Here is a 15,642-nt window from a genome sequence, read left to right as displayed (position 1 = left end):
AAAAAGGAGATACATTTGGAAGAGATTGTTGCATACAATGGTTCATCGTACACCATCGAATGGTTTTATGATGAGCAAGGAAAAAGTGATGCTTTAGATTTTTTCAATGGATTGAATGATGTAAGCAAAAGAAAGGTAATGATGCTTTTTAAACGTATGGGTGATTTTGGCCGTATTTCTGATCTTACAAAGTTTAGAAATGAAGGCGATAAGATTTATGCGTTTAAACCTCAGCCGAATAGGTTTCTGTCTTTCTTTTATACAGGCAAGAAAATCATTGTGACGAATGCTTTTTGTAAAAAAGGTCAGAAGCTTCCGGAAGAAGAAAAATCAAAAGCAATCAGCAGAAAAGAAAACTACGAAAAACGAGTAATCGCTGGAGTATATTATGTCAAAGGCTAAATCAACATTTGATAAAATGATGGAAGATCCTAAGCAAAAGGAAGCCTTTGACAAGGAATACGCAAATTTCCTTTTGTCTGAGTTGTTGCTTGAGGCAATGGCTCAGGAAAAAATCAGCGTTCGTAAGTTGTCAAGTCTTTCAGGGATTTCGACTTCAGTCATTCAAAATTTGCGAGCCATGCAGCCTGTTAATGTAACGCTAAAAACATTGACCGCATTACTTGCCCCTTTAGGCTATGAACTTACAGCACGAAAAGGGAAGAAAGTTGTAAAACTTTCAGCTTGATTTAAGTAAACCTCCCCGGAATTCTCTGGGGAGGTTCTTTTGCAAAGGTTTATGGCTTTCCTTTAGACCGCTGTTTTACCCGCAGGCGATTTTCTTGATGATTTTTACCACGGCTTCCATGGCTTCTACGGAAACGTGCTCGAAGGGACCATGGTAGCCGTAGCCGCCTGTTCCAAGGTTGGGGCAGGGCAATCCCATAAAGCTGAGCTTGGAGCCGTCGGTGCCGCCGCGGACAGGTTCACTGACCGGCTCCACATCAACGGATTCAATGGCGGCACGGGCGCGTTCCAGAACTTCGGGGCATTTCTCGATGACTTCCAGCATGTTGCTGTAGGAATGTTTCAGCTGCAGTTCTACGACGCTGCCGCCGGCACGTTCCTTACTTGCATCCGCAAAAGCGGTACCGCCGAATTTCGCATTGTACTTCGCGGCAACTTGGCGTAAAAATTCCTGACGTTCTTCAAAGCGCTTCTTGTCATGATCGCGGACGATGTAGCAGAGGGTGGCTTCGCTGACGTCGCCTTGCATATCTGTCAGGTGATAGAAACCCTGGTGGCCTTCGGTCATGGCGGGCGTTTCGTCGGCAGGGAGCGCCATGGCGATTTCCGCAGCTATGAGGCTTGCGTTCTTCATGATGTCCTTTGCTTCACCGGGATGAACGCTCTTGCCGTGGACAATGAACTTTGCGCTAGCCGCATTGAAGTTCTCGTAGGCGATGTCCCCTTCGTAGCCGCCGTCAACGGTGTAGCCGTACTTGGCCTTCATGTAATTCAAGTCAACCAGATCCGCACCGCGACCGATTTCTTCGTCGGGCGTAAAGCAAACCCAGATGTCCCCATGGCCGGAAAGATTTTCGTAGCCGCGACTTTCGGCGTGGCGGTCGGTAGCCACCAGCTCTTCCATGGCGGTGACGATTTCTGCAATGCCCGCCTTGTCGTCGGCGCCCAGCAATGTGGTGCCGTCGGTGGTAATCAGGGTGCGGCCCTTCAGAGTTTTAAGGGTGGGGAAGTCGGCCACTTTCAACACGGCGCCGGAACCTTTCAGCACAACATCGCCGCCGTCGTAATTTTCGATAATCTGGGGCTTCACATTTTCGCCGCTAAAGTCCGGCGAGGTATCCATGTGGCTAATGAAGGCGATGGCGTCGTCATCTTCGTGGCCGGCGGTAGCGGGCAGCAAGCCGTACACATAGCCGTGTTCGTCCATCTTTACCTGCTGCAAGCCGATGTCGTTCAGCTCTTGGGCCAAGTACTTGCCCAATGCAAGCTGACGTTCCGAACTAGGACAATTTTCGCAGTTCTCATCGGAAGTGGTATGGAAGCTGACGTACTTTAAAAAACGTTCCTGTACCTTCATAATGAACCCATAAAGTTAGCGCTTGATTTTCTGACTTAAAAACTAGAATGTTTGGTAAATAAAATGGGGGAGTCGGGTCATTAAAAGTTTATCTTTAGGGTATGACAGCAGAAAAGGGAAAGTCTACAGATCAAGTTCCGCTGAAACTGGTTACGGTAAAACGCAGCCGTTTTTCTCACGTGCGCCTGGATGATCCCGAGACCTGGCCGTTAGTGGCCCAGTTCTTTTTTTACCCGAGACCTCTGGGACGTCAGCAGTTTTTCGGATTGCGGGTGGTCCTGCTGGTGGCCATGATCTTTTTTTCGGCGCAGTTGTTCCGGCAGGGGTACGATGCTCCCATCGCCCAATATTTGCATTGCCTGAATTTGCCTGTCCATGAAACGGGGCATATCGTATTCGGCATTTTTGGAAAGCCTGTGGTGACTTCCCTTGGGGGCAGCCTTTTTCAGATTATCATGCCCCTGGTGTTTTGCTTTGCGTTGTGGATCAAGCCCCGCGACTTGATGGGGGCTTCGGTGGGTCTCTGGTGGGCCTTCGAGAATTTTATCGATGTGGCGCCTTATATCGATGACGCCCTGCATATGCGCCTGATGCTGATTAGCGGCGGTACCGGAGCCGAGGCTCCTTATGGATTCCATGACTGGAATTTTATTTTGTCTGAAACAGGGCTGCTGCTGAAACACGACAAGATTGCCGACGTGGTCTATACCATGGGTTATGCAGGGATGGTGCTGTGCTGCCTTTGGGCGGCCTGGTCGCTGTTCTATTACTTCAAGTACCAGCGGGTTTGAAAGTGGTTGGGGCTGTCAAAGAGAACCGCAAACGAAAGGGGCGGCGCAAGTCCAGGAAGCCCATGACCCGTTCCCAGATGATGGGGGCGGTCCATTCCGAGGATACCAAGCCCGAGGTGAAGGTGCGTCGTGCACTTTTTCAGGCGGGGTTCCGCTATCGCCTGCACCGTCGCGACTTGCCCGGTACGCCGGATATCTTCGTGCAGAAATACGGGGTGGCCATTTTCGTGAACGGCTGTTTCTGGCATCAGCATGGCTGCAAGCTTACCAGTCGCCCTAAGTCCAATTCCGATTTCTGGAATGAAAAGTTCGACAATAATATGGCCCGTGATATCAAGACCCGCCATCAGCTATCCCTGATGGGGATCCGCGTGGCGGTGGTCTGGGAATGCTCCCTCCGTGACGACTCACACCGCGGCACTTCCCATGATTGCCGCGAAACTTCCCAGGGCAGTGAACCCCAGGACCGTCGCGGTACTTCCCCCGATGACCGTATGGGTGCGGCCCTTACCCTGGAACGGCTTATGACATTCATCAAAAGCGATGAAGAAACCATCGAGCTTTAGGGTCGGACTTAGCTTTTACACGAAAACTTATTATATATTACTTACAGAAAATTAGTGTAAGGTTGGTGTGTGACTGTCCGCTCCTGTAAATATCGAAGTTTTGTTTTGACCTGTGTAATTGCGCTGCTGGGCCTTGTTTTGGGCGTTTCCAGCACTTTTGCAGAGGAATTTGATGCCTCTTCCACAAATCAGGCTAAGGTTGTGACTGTTGGTTACTATTCCAGCAAGCATTTCCAGGAAGGTATGGCCGACAGTTCTATCAAGTCGGGCTATGGCTACGAATATCTGCAGCAGGTTTCCGACTATACCGGTTGGCAGTACAAGTACATTTATGGGGATTGGGGTGCCATTTTCGACATGTTCCTGAAAGGGGAAGTGGACATCATGGCCGGCCTGGCCAAGATGGATGAACGTAAAGGTCAGATGGAATATCCTGACTATTACATGGACGTGGATTACCATTTCATCTTTACGAAACGTGGCGACAATTCCATGTCTGAAGAGGACATCAGTTCTTTTAACGGCAAGCGGATCGGCTGCCTGCGTAACAGCAATTTGACCACAGGACTCAAGAAGTGGGCTGCTGAAAAGGGGGCCCAGCTGGAGTATGTCTATTTCAACGACCTGAACGAATTGCCTAGGGCTCTGGAAAGGGGCGAGGTGGATGGCTTTGCCGGGAGCGACAAGTTTTTGGACCGCGGGATGAATGTAAAGCCCCTGGTGCTCGTCGCTTCCCCGAAATCCTATATCTGTGTGCGAAAGGGGGCGAATCGCCTGCTGCGCGAACTGAACACCGCTCTTGAACATATCAATTCCGATGATGGCGCCTTCATAGAAAGCCTCCGAAACAAGTATTACAGGAGCAAGTCAGTCAGTGCGGAACTTTCTAGCCGCGAACAGGAATGGCTCGAAAAGCACAATGTTTTAAAGGTGGCTTACGCTCCGGACCACTTGCCCTATTGTACGCGAGGCGCCGATGGTCGTGTGAATGGCGTTCTCAAGGACATCATGGATTCCTGGCTCAAGAAGTTGAATCTTGATGGCAAGCTGATGGTTCGCTATGTCCCCTGCGTCAATTTCCGCCAGGCTATTACGGAATTGCAGAGTGGCAGTGTTGATGTGGTTTTCCCCCTGCCCAGTAACAGGTGGTATGCGGAACAGTCCAATGTGATGATTTCGTCGGAGCTGGTGAGCGTTCCCATGTCCGTCGTGTTCAAGGGCGATTACAACAAGTCCATTTTCAAGAAGATTGCGATGATCGCCAAGCCGCAGCAGACCCTGTTCATGCGGGAAATGTTCCCCGGAAGCGAATGGCTGATGCTGGACAATGCCGAAGAGTGTATGAGGGCTGTGCAAGATGGTAAGGCTTCCAGTGCCCTGTTGATTACCTTCAAGGCCAATCCCCTGATGCGCGATGCCGAGTTCTCGCAGCTCAAGTTTATGCCCATAGGCAAGGGTTCTTTCTATTCTGTAGGTGTCCGCAAGGGTAATTTCGCCTTGCTCAGCTTGCTGAACCGTGGCTTTAGTCTCATGGATATGAATGTCATGAATAATGCGGCCTATAAGTACATGGAATACCGTAGCCATTACAGCATGTCGGACTTTATACGTGACAATCTGATTTTCTTCGTGCTGCTGATGGCGATGATCACCTTTGTCATCATAACGATTTTGGCGCTCTATGTTTCCGGAATGAAGAAGGCTCACCATGCGACCCAGATTCAGGTCGAAATCAGTGAGGCTTTGAGCCTTGATTATCCCTATGCGATTTTGGTGGACATCGAAAGAGGATTCTCGCTAACCATTAAGAAAGACGGAAAGGTCCTGAAGGAAAAGGACTGGATTTACCAGGAAAGCTATGACGCGGCCTGGAAATTGTTTGCCAACAAGTATGTTTGCGAAGAGGATCGTTCAGAAGTCTTAAGGGCTTCGTCTCTGGATGTGGTTCTTGAAAATCTGAAGGAACAGTCGGAATATATTTGCACCTACCGCGCAGAATGGGGTAACAAGAAGCACTATACCCAATCCTCCTTTACCAAGGTTTACTTCTCGAATTTGAAGAAGAATGTGATCATTCTTGGATGCAAGACCGTTGACGACTTGATGGCAAAGGAAAGGGAACATCGTGAATTGCTGTCCAATGCCTTGGCGGTGGCGGAACGCTCCAACCAGTCCAAGACCATCTTCCTGAACAACATGAGCCACGACATCCGTACGCCCATGAACGCCATCATTGGCTTTACTAACCTGGCGAAGATCCATGTGCGGGATACGGATGCGGTTAGAAGTTACCTGAACAAGATCTCCATCTCTAGTAGTCATCTGCTTTCGCTGATCAACAATGTGCTTGACATGAGCCGAATCGAAAGCGGCAAGGTCAAACTTTCCGAAGACCGAGTCCACTTGCCTTCCATGATCCGCGAAATTCAGGACATGGTGCAGAATACCGCCCAGTCAAAGGGTGTAAGCATCAGCTTCTATGACGCCCTTACCAACGAGGTCGTTCTTGCCGATGACCTGAAGCTGAAACAGGTGATTCTGAATATCGTGGGGAACTCGATCAAGTTTACCCGCCCAGGTGGCCGCGTGGTCGTGTCGGTTGTGGAACGTGGAGGCGCTCCCGAAGGTTTTGCAAACTACCAGTTTATCGTTGCGGATACGGGTATCGGTATGAGTGCCGACTTTAGGAATCATATCTTTGAAACCTTTAGTCGCGAAAGAACATCAACTGTTAGCGGCATTCAGGGAACGGGCCTGGGGATGGCCATTTCCAAGAACATCATTGACATGATGGGCGGTACGATTGTCGTTGACAGCACACCGAACGTTGGAACGAAAATCACGGTGAATGTGATGTTCAAGTTTAGCGACCTGGTGATAAAGAATGCGTCTGCGAAGGAACTTGGAATTGATCCTACCGAAGAACTTTTTAAGTCGAACGCCTTTGACTTTAAGGGCAAGAAAATCTTGCTGGTAGAAGACAATCCGCTGAACCAGGAAATCGCAATGTCCATCCTGGAGGAATTGGGATTCGAGGTGGATCTGGCTGAAGACGGTCTTGCCGCCGTCGAAAAGATTAGGCAGAATCCCGCAGGAACCTATAACGCCGTCTTGATGGATATCCAGATGCCCAATATGGATGGCTATGAGGCAACCCGGGCTATCCGCAAGATGACGGACTCTGCAAAGGCCTTGATTCCTGTGGTGGCCGTGACTGCCAATGCTTTTGATGAAGACCGCCAGAAGGCCTTTGACGCTGGCATGAATGGTCATGTGTCCAAGCCCATCTCTGTTCCGGAACTGATGGAAGTTCTTGGAAAGCAGGTGTAAATACTGAGGAATTGATGCCTAGCATTATTTTTGTGTGCCACGGTAACATATGCCGTAGTCCCATGGCGGAATTCGTCATGAAGAAGATGGTCAGGGATTTTTTTGGAAATACAGCCAATGACGCACGAGCTGACGCTCGCGCTACAGGTCTGACTGAGAAAGATTTTCAGATTGCAAGTGCCGCTACAAGCACCGAAGAAATCGGGAATCCGGTTTATCCGCCTGCCCGTCGGTTGTTAAATGCCCGCGGGATTGATTGCAGCGGACATGCCGCGCGACAGTTCAATCAGCGGGATTATGACCGCTACGATTATGTGGTGCTGATGGACCGCAATAACCTCCGCAATTTGCGCTGGAACATTAATGCCGAAAGCTACGAGAAGGAAACGGCCCGTGGTATTGACGGCGCCGCTAATGAAGACCGCAAAGTTTCGCTGCTGATGGATTGGACCAGTCGCCCGGGCGATGTGGCCGACCCCTGGTATACCGGTGATTTCGAGGCGACCTGGCGCGACGTAAACGAAGGTTGCCGCGGATTGCTAGACGAAATTATGGCGAAGGCGTTGGCCGGCGCCTGGAAGTAGGCCGCGCAGATTCAATTAAAATAGTTCCCGCGCAGATTCAATTAAATTACCGCCCCGAATTTTTTTCGGCTCCGCATTTCTGAAACGATGTTTGAAATCGGGAGCAGATACAGGTAGCAGGCAAAAAGGATGCTTGCGGTAGGGGCGCCTATGGTCCCCAGGGGAATCAGGCTTGCTACCGTCCAGGGAACAAGGGGTGCAATCACGACGGCCGTATTCTCGATGGCCATGGCCCGCTCCTTTTTGTCGGGAATGACATTGCCTGAAATTTCGTTGGTCAGCACGATGGCCAGAGTCTGGTTGCAGGAAAGGGCGCTTGAGGCAACCGCCGTAAGGGAGGCGAAACCGCAAGGAGGAAGTCGGTTTGCGATACGGCTTGCGAATCGGTTCATCTTATCTAGAATTCCCATGCCCTTGAAGAGTCCCGCATAAGTCAGGGAAATGGCGACGACTACAATCATCTTGACCATTCCGAAAACGCCACCGCCATTCATCATGGAAATTTCTGCAGGGGCGTCAAATCCCAGGAAGGCTGTCTTGACAGTCTCGGCCGCGGTCATTTGCTGCTGCCAGATGCAAATTGCGAAGGACATGGCGATGCTTACGGCCATGGTCATCTTTACATTGAACCGCAGGGCCGCAAGGACGAGAATCGCGACGGCTGGCAAGAGGGTGACAATGCCCAGGTCGTAATGCTGCTGCAGAAGTTTCGTTATGTTGTCTGCTCCGACCGCGAGACTTGCGTCAGATGGATTTACGTCAGAGGGAACTGTGCCTGTGACGTAGCCCAGGATTCCATAAATTGCCGGGGCGGCCAAGGCGGCTTTCCAACCGGACTTGATCATGCCCCGTATATTTTCATGGAGGTTCGTCCCTGTAATTTCTGCCACCAGCATGGCGCTTGTAGAGACTGGCGAGCAACGGTCACCGAAATAGGCGCCGGCAAGAATGGCCCCGCCGCAAATGGCTTCGTCGACTCCGAAAGCGGCCCCTACGCCCATGCAGATGACGCCCATGGTGGCGGCCGTTCCGATGGATGTTCCCGTAAGCACCGAGACGGCGGCGCACAAGACGAAAACCGCCGGCAGGAAAAGTTCTGGCGTAAGCGCTCCCGAGGCGGCATTGACAATGAAGGCTACCGTTCCACAGGCCCGCCACAACGCAGTGAGTGCCCCCACCAGCAGCATGACGATGGCGATGTTCCTTACGGCGGTCATTCCCGACAGTGCCATTTTCCAGAGGGCGCGCCAGCTGAACCTGCGGATTTTTCCGTAGGTCATCAGCATTACGAATCCTATGGCGAGAGCGATTAACACGACGCCAAATTTATGTAATTTTACCCTATGATATTTTTCTTCGGACTTTTGCTCACTGCCATCGTTGTATTGTACCTGAACATCAGCAGGACCCTTCCCGGCAAAGGGGGGAAACTGCTGGCTCTCGGTTTTTTGCTTGGCATCTTTTTGAGCATGACCTTGCGGGACGGCGTTGTAGGCGCCATCCTCCTGACATTCTTTACCATCTGGATGTGTCAGGCCCTTTGGATGTTCATTTTGCTGGACGTCTTCCTGATGGGCCGTTTTTTCTGGCTCAGCCATAAAATGACCGGGTCGGGTTATCAAAAATCAAGCGCTAACTTTGTTTGTAAAAGTACGAGAGGCGTTCTTATCGCCAGCATCCTGCTGGCCCTCATCCTTATCGGGCTGGGCGTGCCCCATAATGCCGATTACCAGGTGCGTACCCAGGATGTCTCCCTGAAAACGGACTGCGATTCCTGCGGTTCCAAAAAGCCGTTTACTGCGGTCTATTTCAGCGATATACATTTTGCTCCGCTGTTCCGTACCGCAAAGCTTGAACGCCTGGCTGCCCAGGTGGATTCCATCGGGCCGGACTTCGTCCTTTTTGGCGGTGACCTGTCCGATGTAAATACCGCTACCATGGACGAATGGGGTTATGGCCCCCTCATGGCGAAGGTGGCCAAGTCCGCCAAGGTGGCCGCCATAGCCATCAACGGTAATCACGAGGCCATGCAGGAACGTAACGGTTCCAATACGCTGGCATGGCTCCGAAGCAACGGCTGGGTCACTATGGATGATTCTACCGCTTGTTTTAGGAAGGTTGGCGTCCCCGAAGTCTGCTTTACCGGCCGTACTGATTTCCAGGTGGCCCGTACCCGCGGTACCGAACGTAAACCTCTGGCGGATTTGGTGCCGCAGCAGTTCAAGTCTGACTCCTCTGGCGCTTACCGTAAAGTTAGCCCTTGGATCCTGCTGGACCACCAGCCAAAGGGTATTGAACCCGAATATTCGGGAATTTTGCCTGATTTCGCCCTTTCCGGCCATACTCACGATGGGCAGTTCTTCCCCGGAAACCTGATTATTGGCCTGGTTTGGCGCCTGGCATACGGTTTTGGCATGCTGGATGGGGTCCATTGGCTGGTCAGTTCCGGTATCGATTCCTGGGGCCCTCCCGTTCGCGTAGGGTCAGATACGGAGCTCTGGGTACTCCATTTCCTGTACCGCTGACGGGATTAACTATATTTCCCCCCATGGCTTTATGCATCGAATCTAATCATTTGGAAACGGTCCAGCGTATCCTTGCCCTCCATTTTGAAGGTATGGAAGTCTGGGCCCATGGCGCCCGTGTGACAGGAGTAGACCTTACTCCCGATACGGAACTGGAACTGGTGGTGATTTCCGAAAAACCCCTTTCCTTTGAAACCATGACCACCATTGAAAAGGCTTTTGTCGACAGCGGCTTGCCTTTCCGCGTGGATATTATGGATTGGGCCAAGCTGCCCGAATCCCTCCAGAAACAAATCAAGAAAGAGCACGACGTGGTTCAGTCCGTCGAAGAATCCTAGTATGAAACGTCTTCTTCCCCTTGTTCTGGTTGCATCCCTCGCAACCTCCCTGTTCGCCCAGGATGAAATTTCCCAGGCAAAGTCCCTGATTCAGAACGGCCAGTGCGCCGAGGCTATCGCCCCCCTCCAGAAGCTTTACAAGTCCAGCTTCCGCAAGTCTTCCGGTGAAAAGGCGACCGTCATGCTCACCGAATGCTACCTGCGCGAACATAACCGCGACGAGGCCGAAAAGGTTTCTTCCCGATTCCTGGAATACTATGTGAACACGGTCTACCGTGAACGCATGGAACTGGCCCACGCCATTGTCATGGTAGAAAAGGGCAACGTTTACGAAGGTGTCGAAGCCATGCTCCGCATCCTGGCCTACTCCAAGAATCCTGCCGCCCGTGCCCGTACCAAGGACGTGGTAGTACAGACTCTGGCCGCTTCCCTTTTGAACGCTGACCAGCTCCAGGCTCTCCTGGAAAAGTATCCGGTGGATAAGGATGTTATCGGCTGGATGCAGCTGCAGATTGGCCGTGAATGCCAGAACGTCAAGCGTTACCGCGCCGCCCGCTACTGGTACAAGAAGGTGGCCGCTTCTTCCGATATTTCCGAAAAGCTTCTGAGCACCGCCCAGCGTGGCATCGAGTCCCTGGAAGGCTACGGTGCCGGCATGCCCACCGTCCTGGTGCTGGCTCCCTTGTCCGGTGACTTCGCCGAATTCGGTGCCGCTGCCATTCAGGGTGTGATTCTCGCCCACGAACAGGCTGGCCTGGCTGGTAAGGTGAATATCCGTACCGCCGATACCCGCGCCGATGCCTCTCAGGCTCTCCTCCGTACCCAGCAGGCTATCAACCAGGATAGCGTGATTGCCGTGATCGGCCCCATCATGAGCGCTCCGGCTGCAACCGTCGGCGCCTGGCTGGGCAGCAACTTCCAGAACATCCCCATGCTGACTCCCACTGCAACGGATGACGGCATCGCCAAGATGGGTCCCAATATCTTCCAGGTGAACATCACCATGGATAACCTGGCCCACAAGATTGCAGACTTCGCTACCAACTGCCTGAACATCAAGGAGTTCGCCGTTCTTAGCCCCCTGGGTGATTACGGTGCTTCCATGAGCCAGAGCTTTACCCAGGCTGTTGAACGCCGCGGTGGTAACGTGGTCGCCTTCCGCAACTACGAAGAAGGCCGCCCCGACTACAAGACTGAATTTGACCTGCTCCGCGATGTCCGCTTCAAGCAGCTGAACCGCCGCCGCAACCTGGCCCGTGGCGCTTCCGACCTGGATGCCATCAACGCCAAGGAACGCAAGGCTTACATGGCTGACTCCACTTTCGATATCCCGGGTATCTTTATCCCCGCAACCAACCCCGGCGATGCAGGCCTCATGGCAGGTCAGGTGGCATTCAACAAGATTTCCGGTCGCCTGCTGGGCGCTTCCGGCTGGTATGGTCGCGAACTGCTGATCCAGGGCAAGCGTCTGGTGGACAGCTCCTACTTCAGCGTGCCGGCCCTGGACATGGGCGGCGACAACTCCGACCTCAAGAAGTTCGTGTCTGACTTCAAGGAACGCTGGGGCGATGAACCGGGCGAAGACAAGGTCAGCGGCCTCAGCTACGACGCTGCAAACATCGTGTTCAGCACCATCGCAAAGAAGCCCAACAGCCTGACCAACTCCATCAACAACACCGCCGTCTTCAAGGGCGTGTATGGAGACATCAAGTTCAAGCGTGGCGCCAACACCAACACCAAGATCGTTACGGTGAACAAGGGCAAGTTCGAAACTGTCGAAGGCTGCCCCGCCAGAAAGTAATTGCGGCTGCCGCCGGACGGTTCCGACGATATGGGGCCTGACGATATGGGTCCCGACGATATTGGGTCGCGACGACATCTAGCTGATTGCATTTAAAAAAAGAGTCCCCGCGGTTTAAAACTGCGGGGCTCTTGTTTCTAGGAGGAGAGAAATAAACTTTCTAGTCGTCGATGCCTGCGGGGCAGAGGGCTGCGGCTACGAATGCGGGGGATTCCCCACGGCGGTAGAAGGCGCGCAGCTCTTCGTCATCGATGATGTCGTCCAGGTTCACGGTGCCGGTGGCGTCCAGCTCTTCCTTGATCCTTGCCTTGAATGCCTGGAAGCCGGACTTGAGCAAGTAGAAGGACAGTGCCGATGTTTTGCGGAATATCTTCATGGGACCTCCACCAAGTATATCGCCTGGAACGAAAAAAAAATGTTTCTACATGTTGATTAGTTTGTGAATTGTTGAAAAGTTGTTGAATGTTTGTACTATTTATAGATTTTTTTTAGAGCTTTGACAACAGATTTTTTTATTCGTAAATAATAAGTAAGTTTAACCGTTTGCGTTTTTTGCCCGATTTTATATATGAAAATGCCGGTTTTTAAAAGTCTAACTTGTTGATTTTCATTAAATTACGGCATTTTAACCCTGTTTTTGACCGTATGCGGTTCCGTCGAGACGAATATTCCTGTCTGGAATAAGAACCTGCGACAATGTTTTCGAAAATGGGGGTGAAATAGCGAAAATCGGGGTCTTCTTTTTCTGTTGATAAAGTGTTTGTAATCTGTCGCAAATCACAACTTATCAACATCCCCCATAAACACCGGTGGTGCAATTTTCTAGATTTACCCTGATGTTTTCCAGATTCCTTTTGATATTCTGTCTTGCCCTGGCTTCTGTTGTCGCCTTTGCGGCCGACGAACACGATTTGACTCTTGCCCTGGATGCAAGGCAGGCCGCTTTGTGGGAAAAGGCCACCGAGGCCACCATGGCCCTGCGCTATAATGACGCCCTGAAGTATGCCAAGGAACTGCGCGCCGAGAACAAGGGCCTGGGCTGTATTCTGGAAGGGGTTGTCCGTATTAGTATTTATGACGACAAGGGGGATACCGCATCCCTCCATCATGCCGGCCGTAGCCTCGAGAAGTGTGAAGCCTCGGGACTGTGGGACGCCTTGCGCCGTTTCGAGATCGGCTATGTGCAGGGGGAGACCGGTCATTCTGTAAAAGGCGCCATGACCACCCGCTCCGCCGCCAAGGCCTTCGAGGATTCCAAGGAACTGGAGGCTCGCGCGTTCTTTGCCATTTACGCCTACTATATCGACAAGAGTTTCAGTTGGGTTCCCTTCAAGTCCGACAACCGTGCCGAATACCTTTCCGTTTTGGATAGCGCCTCCAAGGTGTCGGGCCGCTTCTGGCCCCTGTTCCTTACGCCCCTGGTCTGGATGCACTACGACAAGGAAGATTACGCCACCGGCCTGAAGCTTGCCGAACGTGGCCTGGCCCGCGCACCGGGAAATCCCGTGATGCTCCAGATCAAGGCCGACATGCTTTACCGCCTGAAGCGTTATGATGAAGCCGCCCGGATTTACGAAGAGAGTGCTGCCGCCTATCTGGAACGTACTGGCGCCTCCATTCGATACTGGTGTTCCGTGCTGAACCTGATCCGCATTCATAACGATGCCGGCCGAAAAGAGAAGGCGGCGGAATGGCGTGCCAAGCTGGATAATCCCAAGTACAGGGCCCTTGAAAAATGGATGCCCGGATCCTTGATGGATGACTTAAATAAACGCGACCTGATTTAAAAAATTTTGATGTAAAAAATGCTGATTTTGAATAAATTTCGGCATTTTTTATTTTGTTAACAATTTTTAACGAAAACTCCCGGATTTTCCTGCGTGTTAATAGGAAAGAACCATTAACCGTCAGGAGGCATTATGACTGGGAATTGTTTGCGGGTGGGCTTCTTTCTCGATGGCTACACCCTGAAAAAGGTGAACGAGTACTACAGGGTCCACCACCGCTACCACGCAAGTCTGGATTTGCGGGGGCTCAAGTTCTGGGTGCAGTTGCAGATCCAGCGCTACTTCAACAGGGCCAATCGGGTTGTCGCCCTGGAGTCCCATTATTATCACCCCCAGAGGAACCCCCACATTTACGCCAGGGGGGTCAAGGGTGTGTTCAAGTTCGAGTTCGAACTTATGAATGCGGGGTATCAGGTCCATTACAGCGACCTTCCTGTAGACGATGGCCACATGGGGCCGAACCTGGGGCTGATCAAGGACGCCGAGATGTTTGCCGCATACTGCGATATGGATGCGGTGGTACTGCTCAGCACCCAGGGGCAATATGTTCCCCTTGTAGATAGGCTCAAGAAAATGGGGGTGCCTGTGCTTCTGCTGGGCTGGAGTTTTAGCTACCCCAAGAACAGCCGCTATGTGCACTGGAGGACCGATACGGGGCTCAGGTTACGCTGTGCGCACTACGTTGCCATGGAGCGGATTCTGGACCACGATCCTGCAAACGATATTCCGCCTACGGGATTCTTCTTTCGCCCCCAGGTTGGGACCGCCCCGGATGTTGCAGTCGGCGGTGGCGGTTTGACCTGCGTGACGGATGGCGGGCTGGCTGTGGGCCGTTTTGCAGATGACGGATTGGCGGGCATGAAAAAAGCCCAGGGGCCAAATGACCTCTGGGCGAAATGCGAAGCTCCGGAGAGTATTAAAGCTTGTTTTCCTGCTTTGTCTGCCAGTCGCTGTGGAAGATCCATGTGAGGCGCAGACCCAGGAAGAAGGTGTCGCCGTTGTTGTCGGTGTCGTCGCCGATATATTCGGTGTTGACCAGTTCCTTGCCTTCGACGCTGAGTTCATTGTAGCGTACGAAGCGGTAACCGACATAGACGCCCAATGCCAGGTGGTCGAATTCCAGGCGGCCTTCCAGTTCGCTGTTGACTGTGGTGGCCATGGCGCTGTAGTAGCGGTTACGGAAGTTGTAGGTTTCGCCACCGCTCAAGTCAGTGACTTCGAAGTTAGAGGCGAAGTGGATGTTGATCAGGTTGAAACCGAAACCGACGGCGGGGATCAAGTTGATGAAGGTGTTTTCGCCGAAGAGCTTCCAGCCGAACATCCAGTCGGCGCCGTAGCTGTACCACTTGACGTCGTACAGGGGGAACTTCATGGAGCTTCCGTCTTCGGCGTATGCCTTGTAGGTATTGCTGGGACGTTCAGAAATCTGGGTGGGCATGAAGTTCATGTCGATCCAGGTTTGGAACTGCTTGTACTGGGCGCCGAAGATGGCGTGGAGACCCAGGTAGTAGTCGTCAAAGGTTTTGTACTTCATCTTGCCACCGCTGTAGAAGACGTCGCCTTCATCGGTGGACACGGTATGACCGCCCTTTACGAAGGCCAGGTGGTTCACGTAGCTCTGGAAGTCATCGTGCATGATGCGGAAATCGGTGCCGAAGGATACGAATCCGCGGATATGGTCCTTGTCGTAGAAACCGGATTCGGCTTCAGCGAAGGAAGAGTTTGCCAGAGCGAGTACGCTAAGGACAGCTGCAGTCAAAAAAGAGGTTATCTTTGTCTTCATAAAAGATCCCATTTATAAATTCCGGACATATAAGATACATTATGTTGAGGATTTTTGCAGTGGAAAATTTGTTAAAGCGTTAAAAATCAACGA

15 protein-coding genes are annotated in these 15,642 nt (G+C 52.0%); 11 read left to right on the top strand and 4 right to left on the bottom strand.

Features of this window, described 5'->3' with window-relative positions; all coding sequences use genetic code 11:
• The first annotated feature begins 15 nt into the window (after window positions 1–15).
• Together BUB73_RS13330 and BUB73_RS13325 are read left to right on the top strand one after the other, a co-directional pair.
• Window positions 16–402 (top strand): type II toxin-antitoxin system RelE/ParE family toxin, encoded by a 387-nt coding sequence (locus tag BUB73_RS13330; RefSeq protein WP_073160756.1) that lies wholly within the window; start codon window positions 16–18, stop codon window positions 400–402.
• Complete coding sequence (locus BUB73_RS13325) at window positions 389–688, top strand: helix-turn-helix domain-containing protein (protein WP_073160754.1); 300 nt, start codon at window positions 389–391, stop codon at window positions 686–688. Before BUB73_RS13330 ends, BUB73_RS13325 begins: the two co-directional genes overlap by 14 nt.
• Before the next feature lie 75 nt (window positions 689–763).
• On the opposite strand, the gene pepT is transcribed toward BUB73_RS13325, so the two are convergent.
• Window positions 764–2,044, bottom strand: coding sequence for a peptidase T (pepT, locus tag BUB73_RS13320; RefSeq protein WP_073286574.1), 1,281 nt, complete (start codon window positions 2,042–2,044; stop codon window positions 764–766).
• 101 nt (window positions 2,045–2,145) lie between these two features.
• Between pepT and BUB73_RS13315 the strand changes: the two genes are divergently transcribed.
• The 4 genes from BUB73_RS13315 to BUB73_RS13300 all read left to right on the top strand — a co-directional run bounded on the left by BUB73_RS13315 (window position 2,146) and on the right by BUB73_RS13300 (window position 7,315).
• Window positions 2,146–2,835, top strand: a complete 690-nt coding sequence (locus BUB73_RS13315; protein ID WP_249269409.1) for a hypothetical protein — start codon at window positions 2,146–2,148, stop codon at window positions 2,833–2,835.
• A gap of 2 nt (window positions 2,836–2,837) precedes the next feature.
• Window positions 2,838–3,401 (top strand): very short patch repair endonuclease, encoded by a 564-nt coding sequence (locus BUB73_RS13310; protein WP_254795032.1) that lies wholly within the window; start codon window positions 2,838–2,840, stop codon window positions 3,399–3,401.
• A 105-nt stretch (window positions 3,402–3,506) separates the two neighbouring features.
• Entirely contained in the window at window positions 3,507–6,731 is a 3,225-nt protein-coding gene (locus BUB73_RS13305) for a response regulator (RefSeq protein WP_073286569.1), read from the top strand.
• 14 nt (window positions 6,732–6,745) lie between these two features.
• Window positions 6,746–7,315, top strand: a complete 570-nt coding sequence (locus BUB73_RS13300) for a low molecular weight protein-tyrosine-phosphatase (RefSeq protein ID WP_073160746.1) — start codon at window positions 6,746–6,748, stop codon at window positions 7,313–7,315.
• A gap of 41 nt (window positions 7,316–7,356) precedes the next feature.
• Here BUB73_RS13300 and BUB73_RS13295 read toward each other — a convergent pair whose 3' ends face one another.
• Window positions 7,357–8,631 carry a Na+/H+ antiporter NhaC family protein gene (locus BUB73_RS13295; RefSeq protein ID WP_170932335.1) on the bottom strand — a complete coding sequence of 425 codons (1,275 nt, stop codon included), beginning with the start codon at window positions 8,629–8,631 and terminating at the stop codon, window positions 7,357–7,359.
• Window positions 8,632–8,658: 27 nt separating this feature from the next.
• Between BUB73_RS13295 and BUB73_RS13290 the strand changes: the two genes are divergently transcribed.
• From BUB73_RS13290 to BUB73_RS13280, 3 genes are read left to right on the top strand one after another with little or no spacing between them, the layout of a single operon-like run.
• On the top strand, window positions 8,659–9,840 hold the full coding sequence (locus BUB73_RS13290; RefSeq protein ID WP_073286563.1) for a metallophosphoesterase: 1,182 nt from the start codon (window positions 8,659–8,661) through the stop codon (window positions 9,838–9,840).
• 23 nt (window positions 9,841–9,863) lie between these two features.
• A complete protein-coding gene (locus tag BUB73_RS13285; RefSeq protein ID WP_073160741.1) occupies window positions 9,864–10,178 on the top strand; it encodes a DNA polymerase III subunit beta in 315 nt (104 codons plus the stop codon).
• Between the two features lies 1 nt (window position 10,179).
• Window positions 10,180–11,979: a penicillin-binding protein activator gene (locus BUB73_RS13280; RefSeq protein WP_073160740.1), complete on the top strand. Its 1,800-nt coding sequence runs from the start codon at window positions 10,180–10,182 to the stop codon at window positions 11,977–11,979.
• 160 nt (window positions 11,980–12,139) lie between these two features.
• Here the strand turns inward: BUB73_RS13280 and BUB73_RS13275 are convergent, their stop codons facing one another.
• Window positions 12,140–12,355 (bottom strand): hypothetical protein, encoded by a 216-nt coding sequence (locus tag BUB73_RS13275; RefSeq protein ID WP_073160739.1) that lies wholly within the window; start codon window positions 12,353–12,355, stop codon window positions 12,140–12,142.
• Between the two features lie 460 nt (window positions 12,356–12,815).
• On the opposite strand from BUB73_RS13275, the gene BUB73_RS13270 reads away from it, so the two are divergent.
• Window positions 12,816–13,766 carry a tetratricopeptide repeat protein gene (locus BUB73_RS13270; RefSeq protein ID WP_249269410.1) on the top strand — a complete coding sequence of 317 codons (951 nt, stop codon included), beginning with the start codon at window positions 12,816–12,818 and terminating at the stop codon, window positions 13,764–13,766.
• A 132-nt stretch (window positions 13,767–13,898) separates the two neighbouring features.
• Window positions 13,899–14,735: a PIN domain-containing protein gene (locus BUB73_RS13265; protein ID WP_073286560.1), complete on the top strand. Its 837-nt coding sequence runs from the start codon at window positions 13,899–13,901 to the stop codon at window positions 14,733–14,735.
• Here the strand turns inward: BUB73_RS13265 and BUB73_RS13260 are convergent.
• Window positions 14,683–15,549: a hypothetical protein gene (locus BUB73_RS13260; protein WP_073286557.1), complete on the bottom strand. Its 867-nt coding sequence runs from the start codon at window positions 15,547–15,549 to the stop codon at window positions 14,683–14,685. The two genes, BUB73_RS13265 and BUB73_RS13260, sit on opposite strands and share 53 nt — an antisense overlap.
• Between the last annotated feature and the right edge of the window lie 93 nt (window positions 15,550–15,642).

Origin of the sequence: Fibrobacter sp. UWH6, assembly GCF_900142465.1 — a bacterium.
Taxonomy (GTDB): Bacteria; Fibrobacterota; Fibrobacteria; order Fibrobacterales; family Fibrobacteraceae; genus Fibrobacter.
Note: the sequence above shows the minus strand (reverse complement) of the source record. Positions and strands in the feature narration are given on the sequence as shown.

Bases quoted from the DNA above. Each gene is read 5' to 3' on its own strand.
- BUB73_RS13325 (WP_073160754.1), top strand. From the start codon at position 389: ATGTCAAAGGCTAAATCAACATTTGATAAAATGATGGAAGATCCTAAG.
- pepT (WP_073286574.1), bottom strand. From the start codon at position 2,044: ATGAAGGTACAGGAACGTTTTTTAAAGTACGTCAGCTTCCATACCACT.
- BUB73_RS13315 (WP_249269409.1), top strand. From the start codon at position 2,146: ATGACAGCAGAAAAGGGAAAGTCTACAGATCAAGTTCCGCTGAAACTG.
- BUB73_RS13300 (WP_073160746.1), top strand. From the start codon at position 6,746: ATGCCTAGCATTATTTTTGTGTGCCACGGTAACATATGCCGTAGTCCC.
- BUB73_RS13290 (WP_073286563.1), top strand. From the start codon at position 8,659: ATGATATTTTTCTTCGGACTTTTGCTCACTGCCATCGTTGTATTGTAC.
- BUB73_RS13285 (WP_073160741.1), top strand. From the start codon at position 9,864: ATGGCTTTATGCATCGAATCTAATCATTTGGAAACGGTCCAGCGTATC.
- BUB73_RS13280 (WP_073160740.1), top strand. From the start codon at position 10,180: ATGAAACGTCTTCTTCCCCTTGTTCTGGTTGCATCCCTCGCAACCTCC.
- BUB73_RS13275 (WP_073160739.1), bottom strand. From the start codon at position 12,355: ATGAAGATATTCCGCAAAACATCGGCACTGTCCTTCTACTTGCTCAAG.
- BUB73_RS13270 (WP_249269410.1), top strand. From the start codon at position 12,816: ATGTTTTCCAGATTCCTTTTGATATTCTGTCTTGCCCTGGCTTCTGTT.
- BUB73_RS13265 (WP_073286560.1), top strand. From the start codon at position 13,899: ATGACTGGGAATTGTTTGCGGGTGGGCTTCTTTCTCGATGGCTACACC.
- BUB73_RS13260 (WP_073286557.1), bottom strand. From the start codon at position 15,549: ATGAAGACAAAGATAACCTCTTTTTTGACTGCAGCTGTCCTTAGCGTA.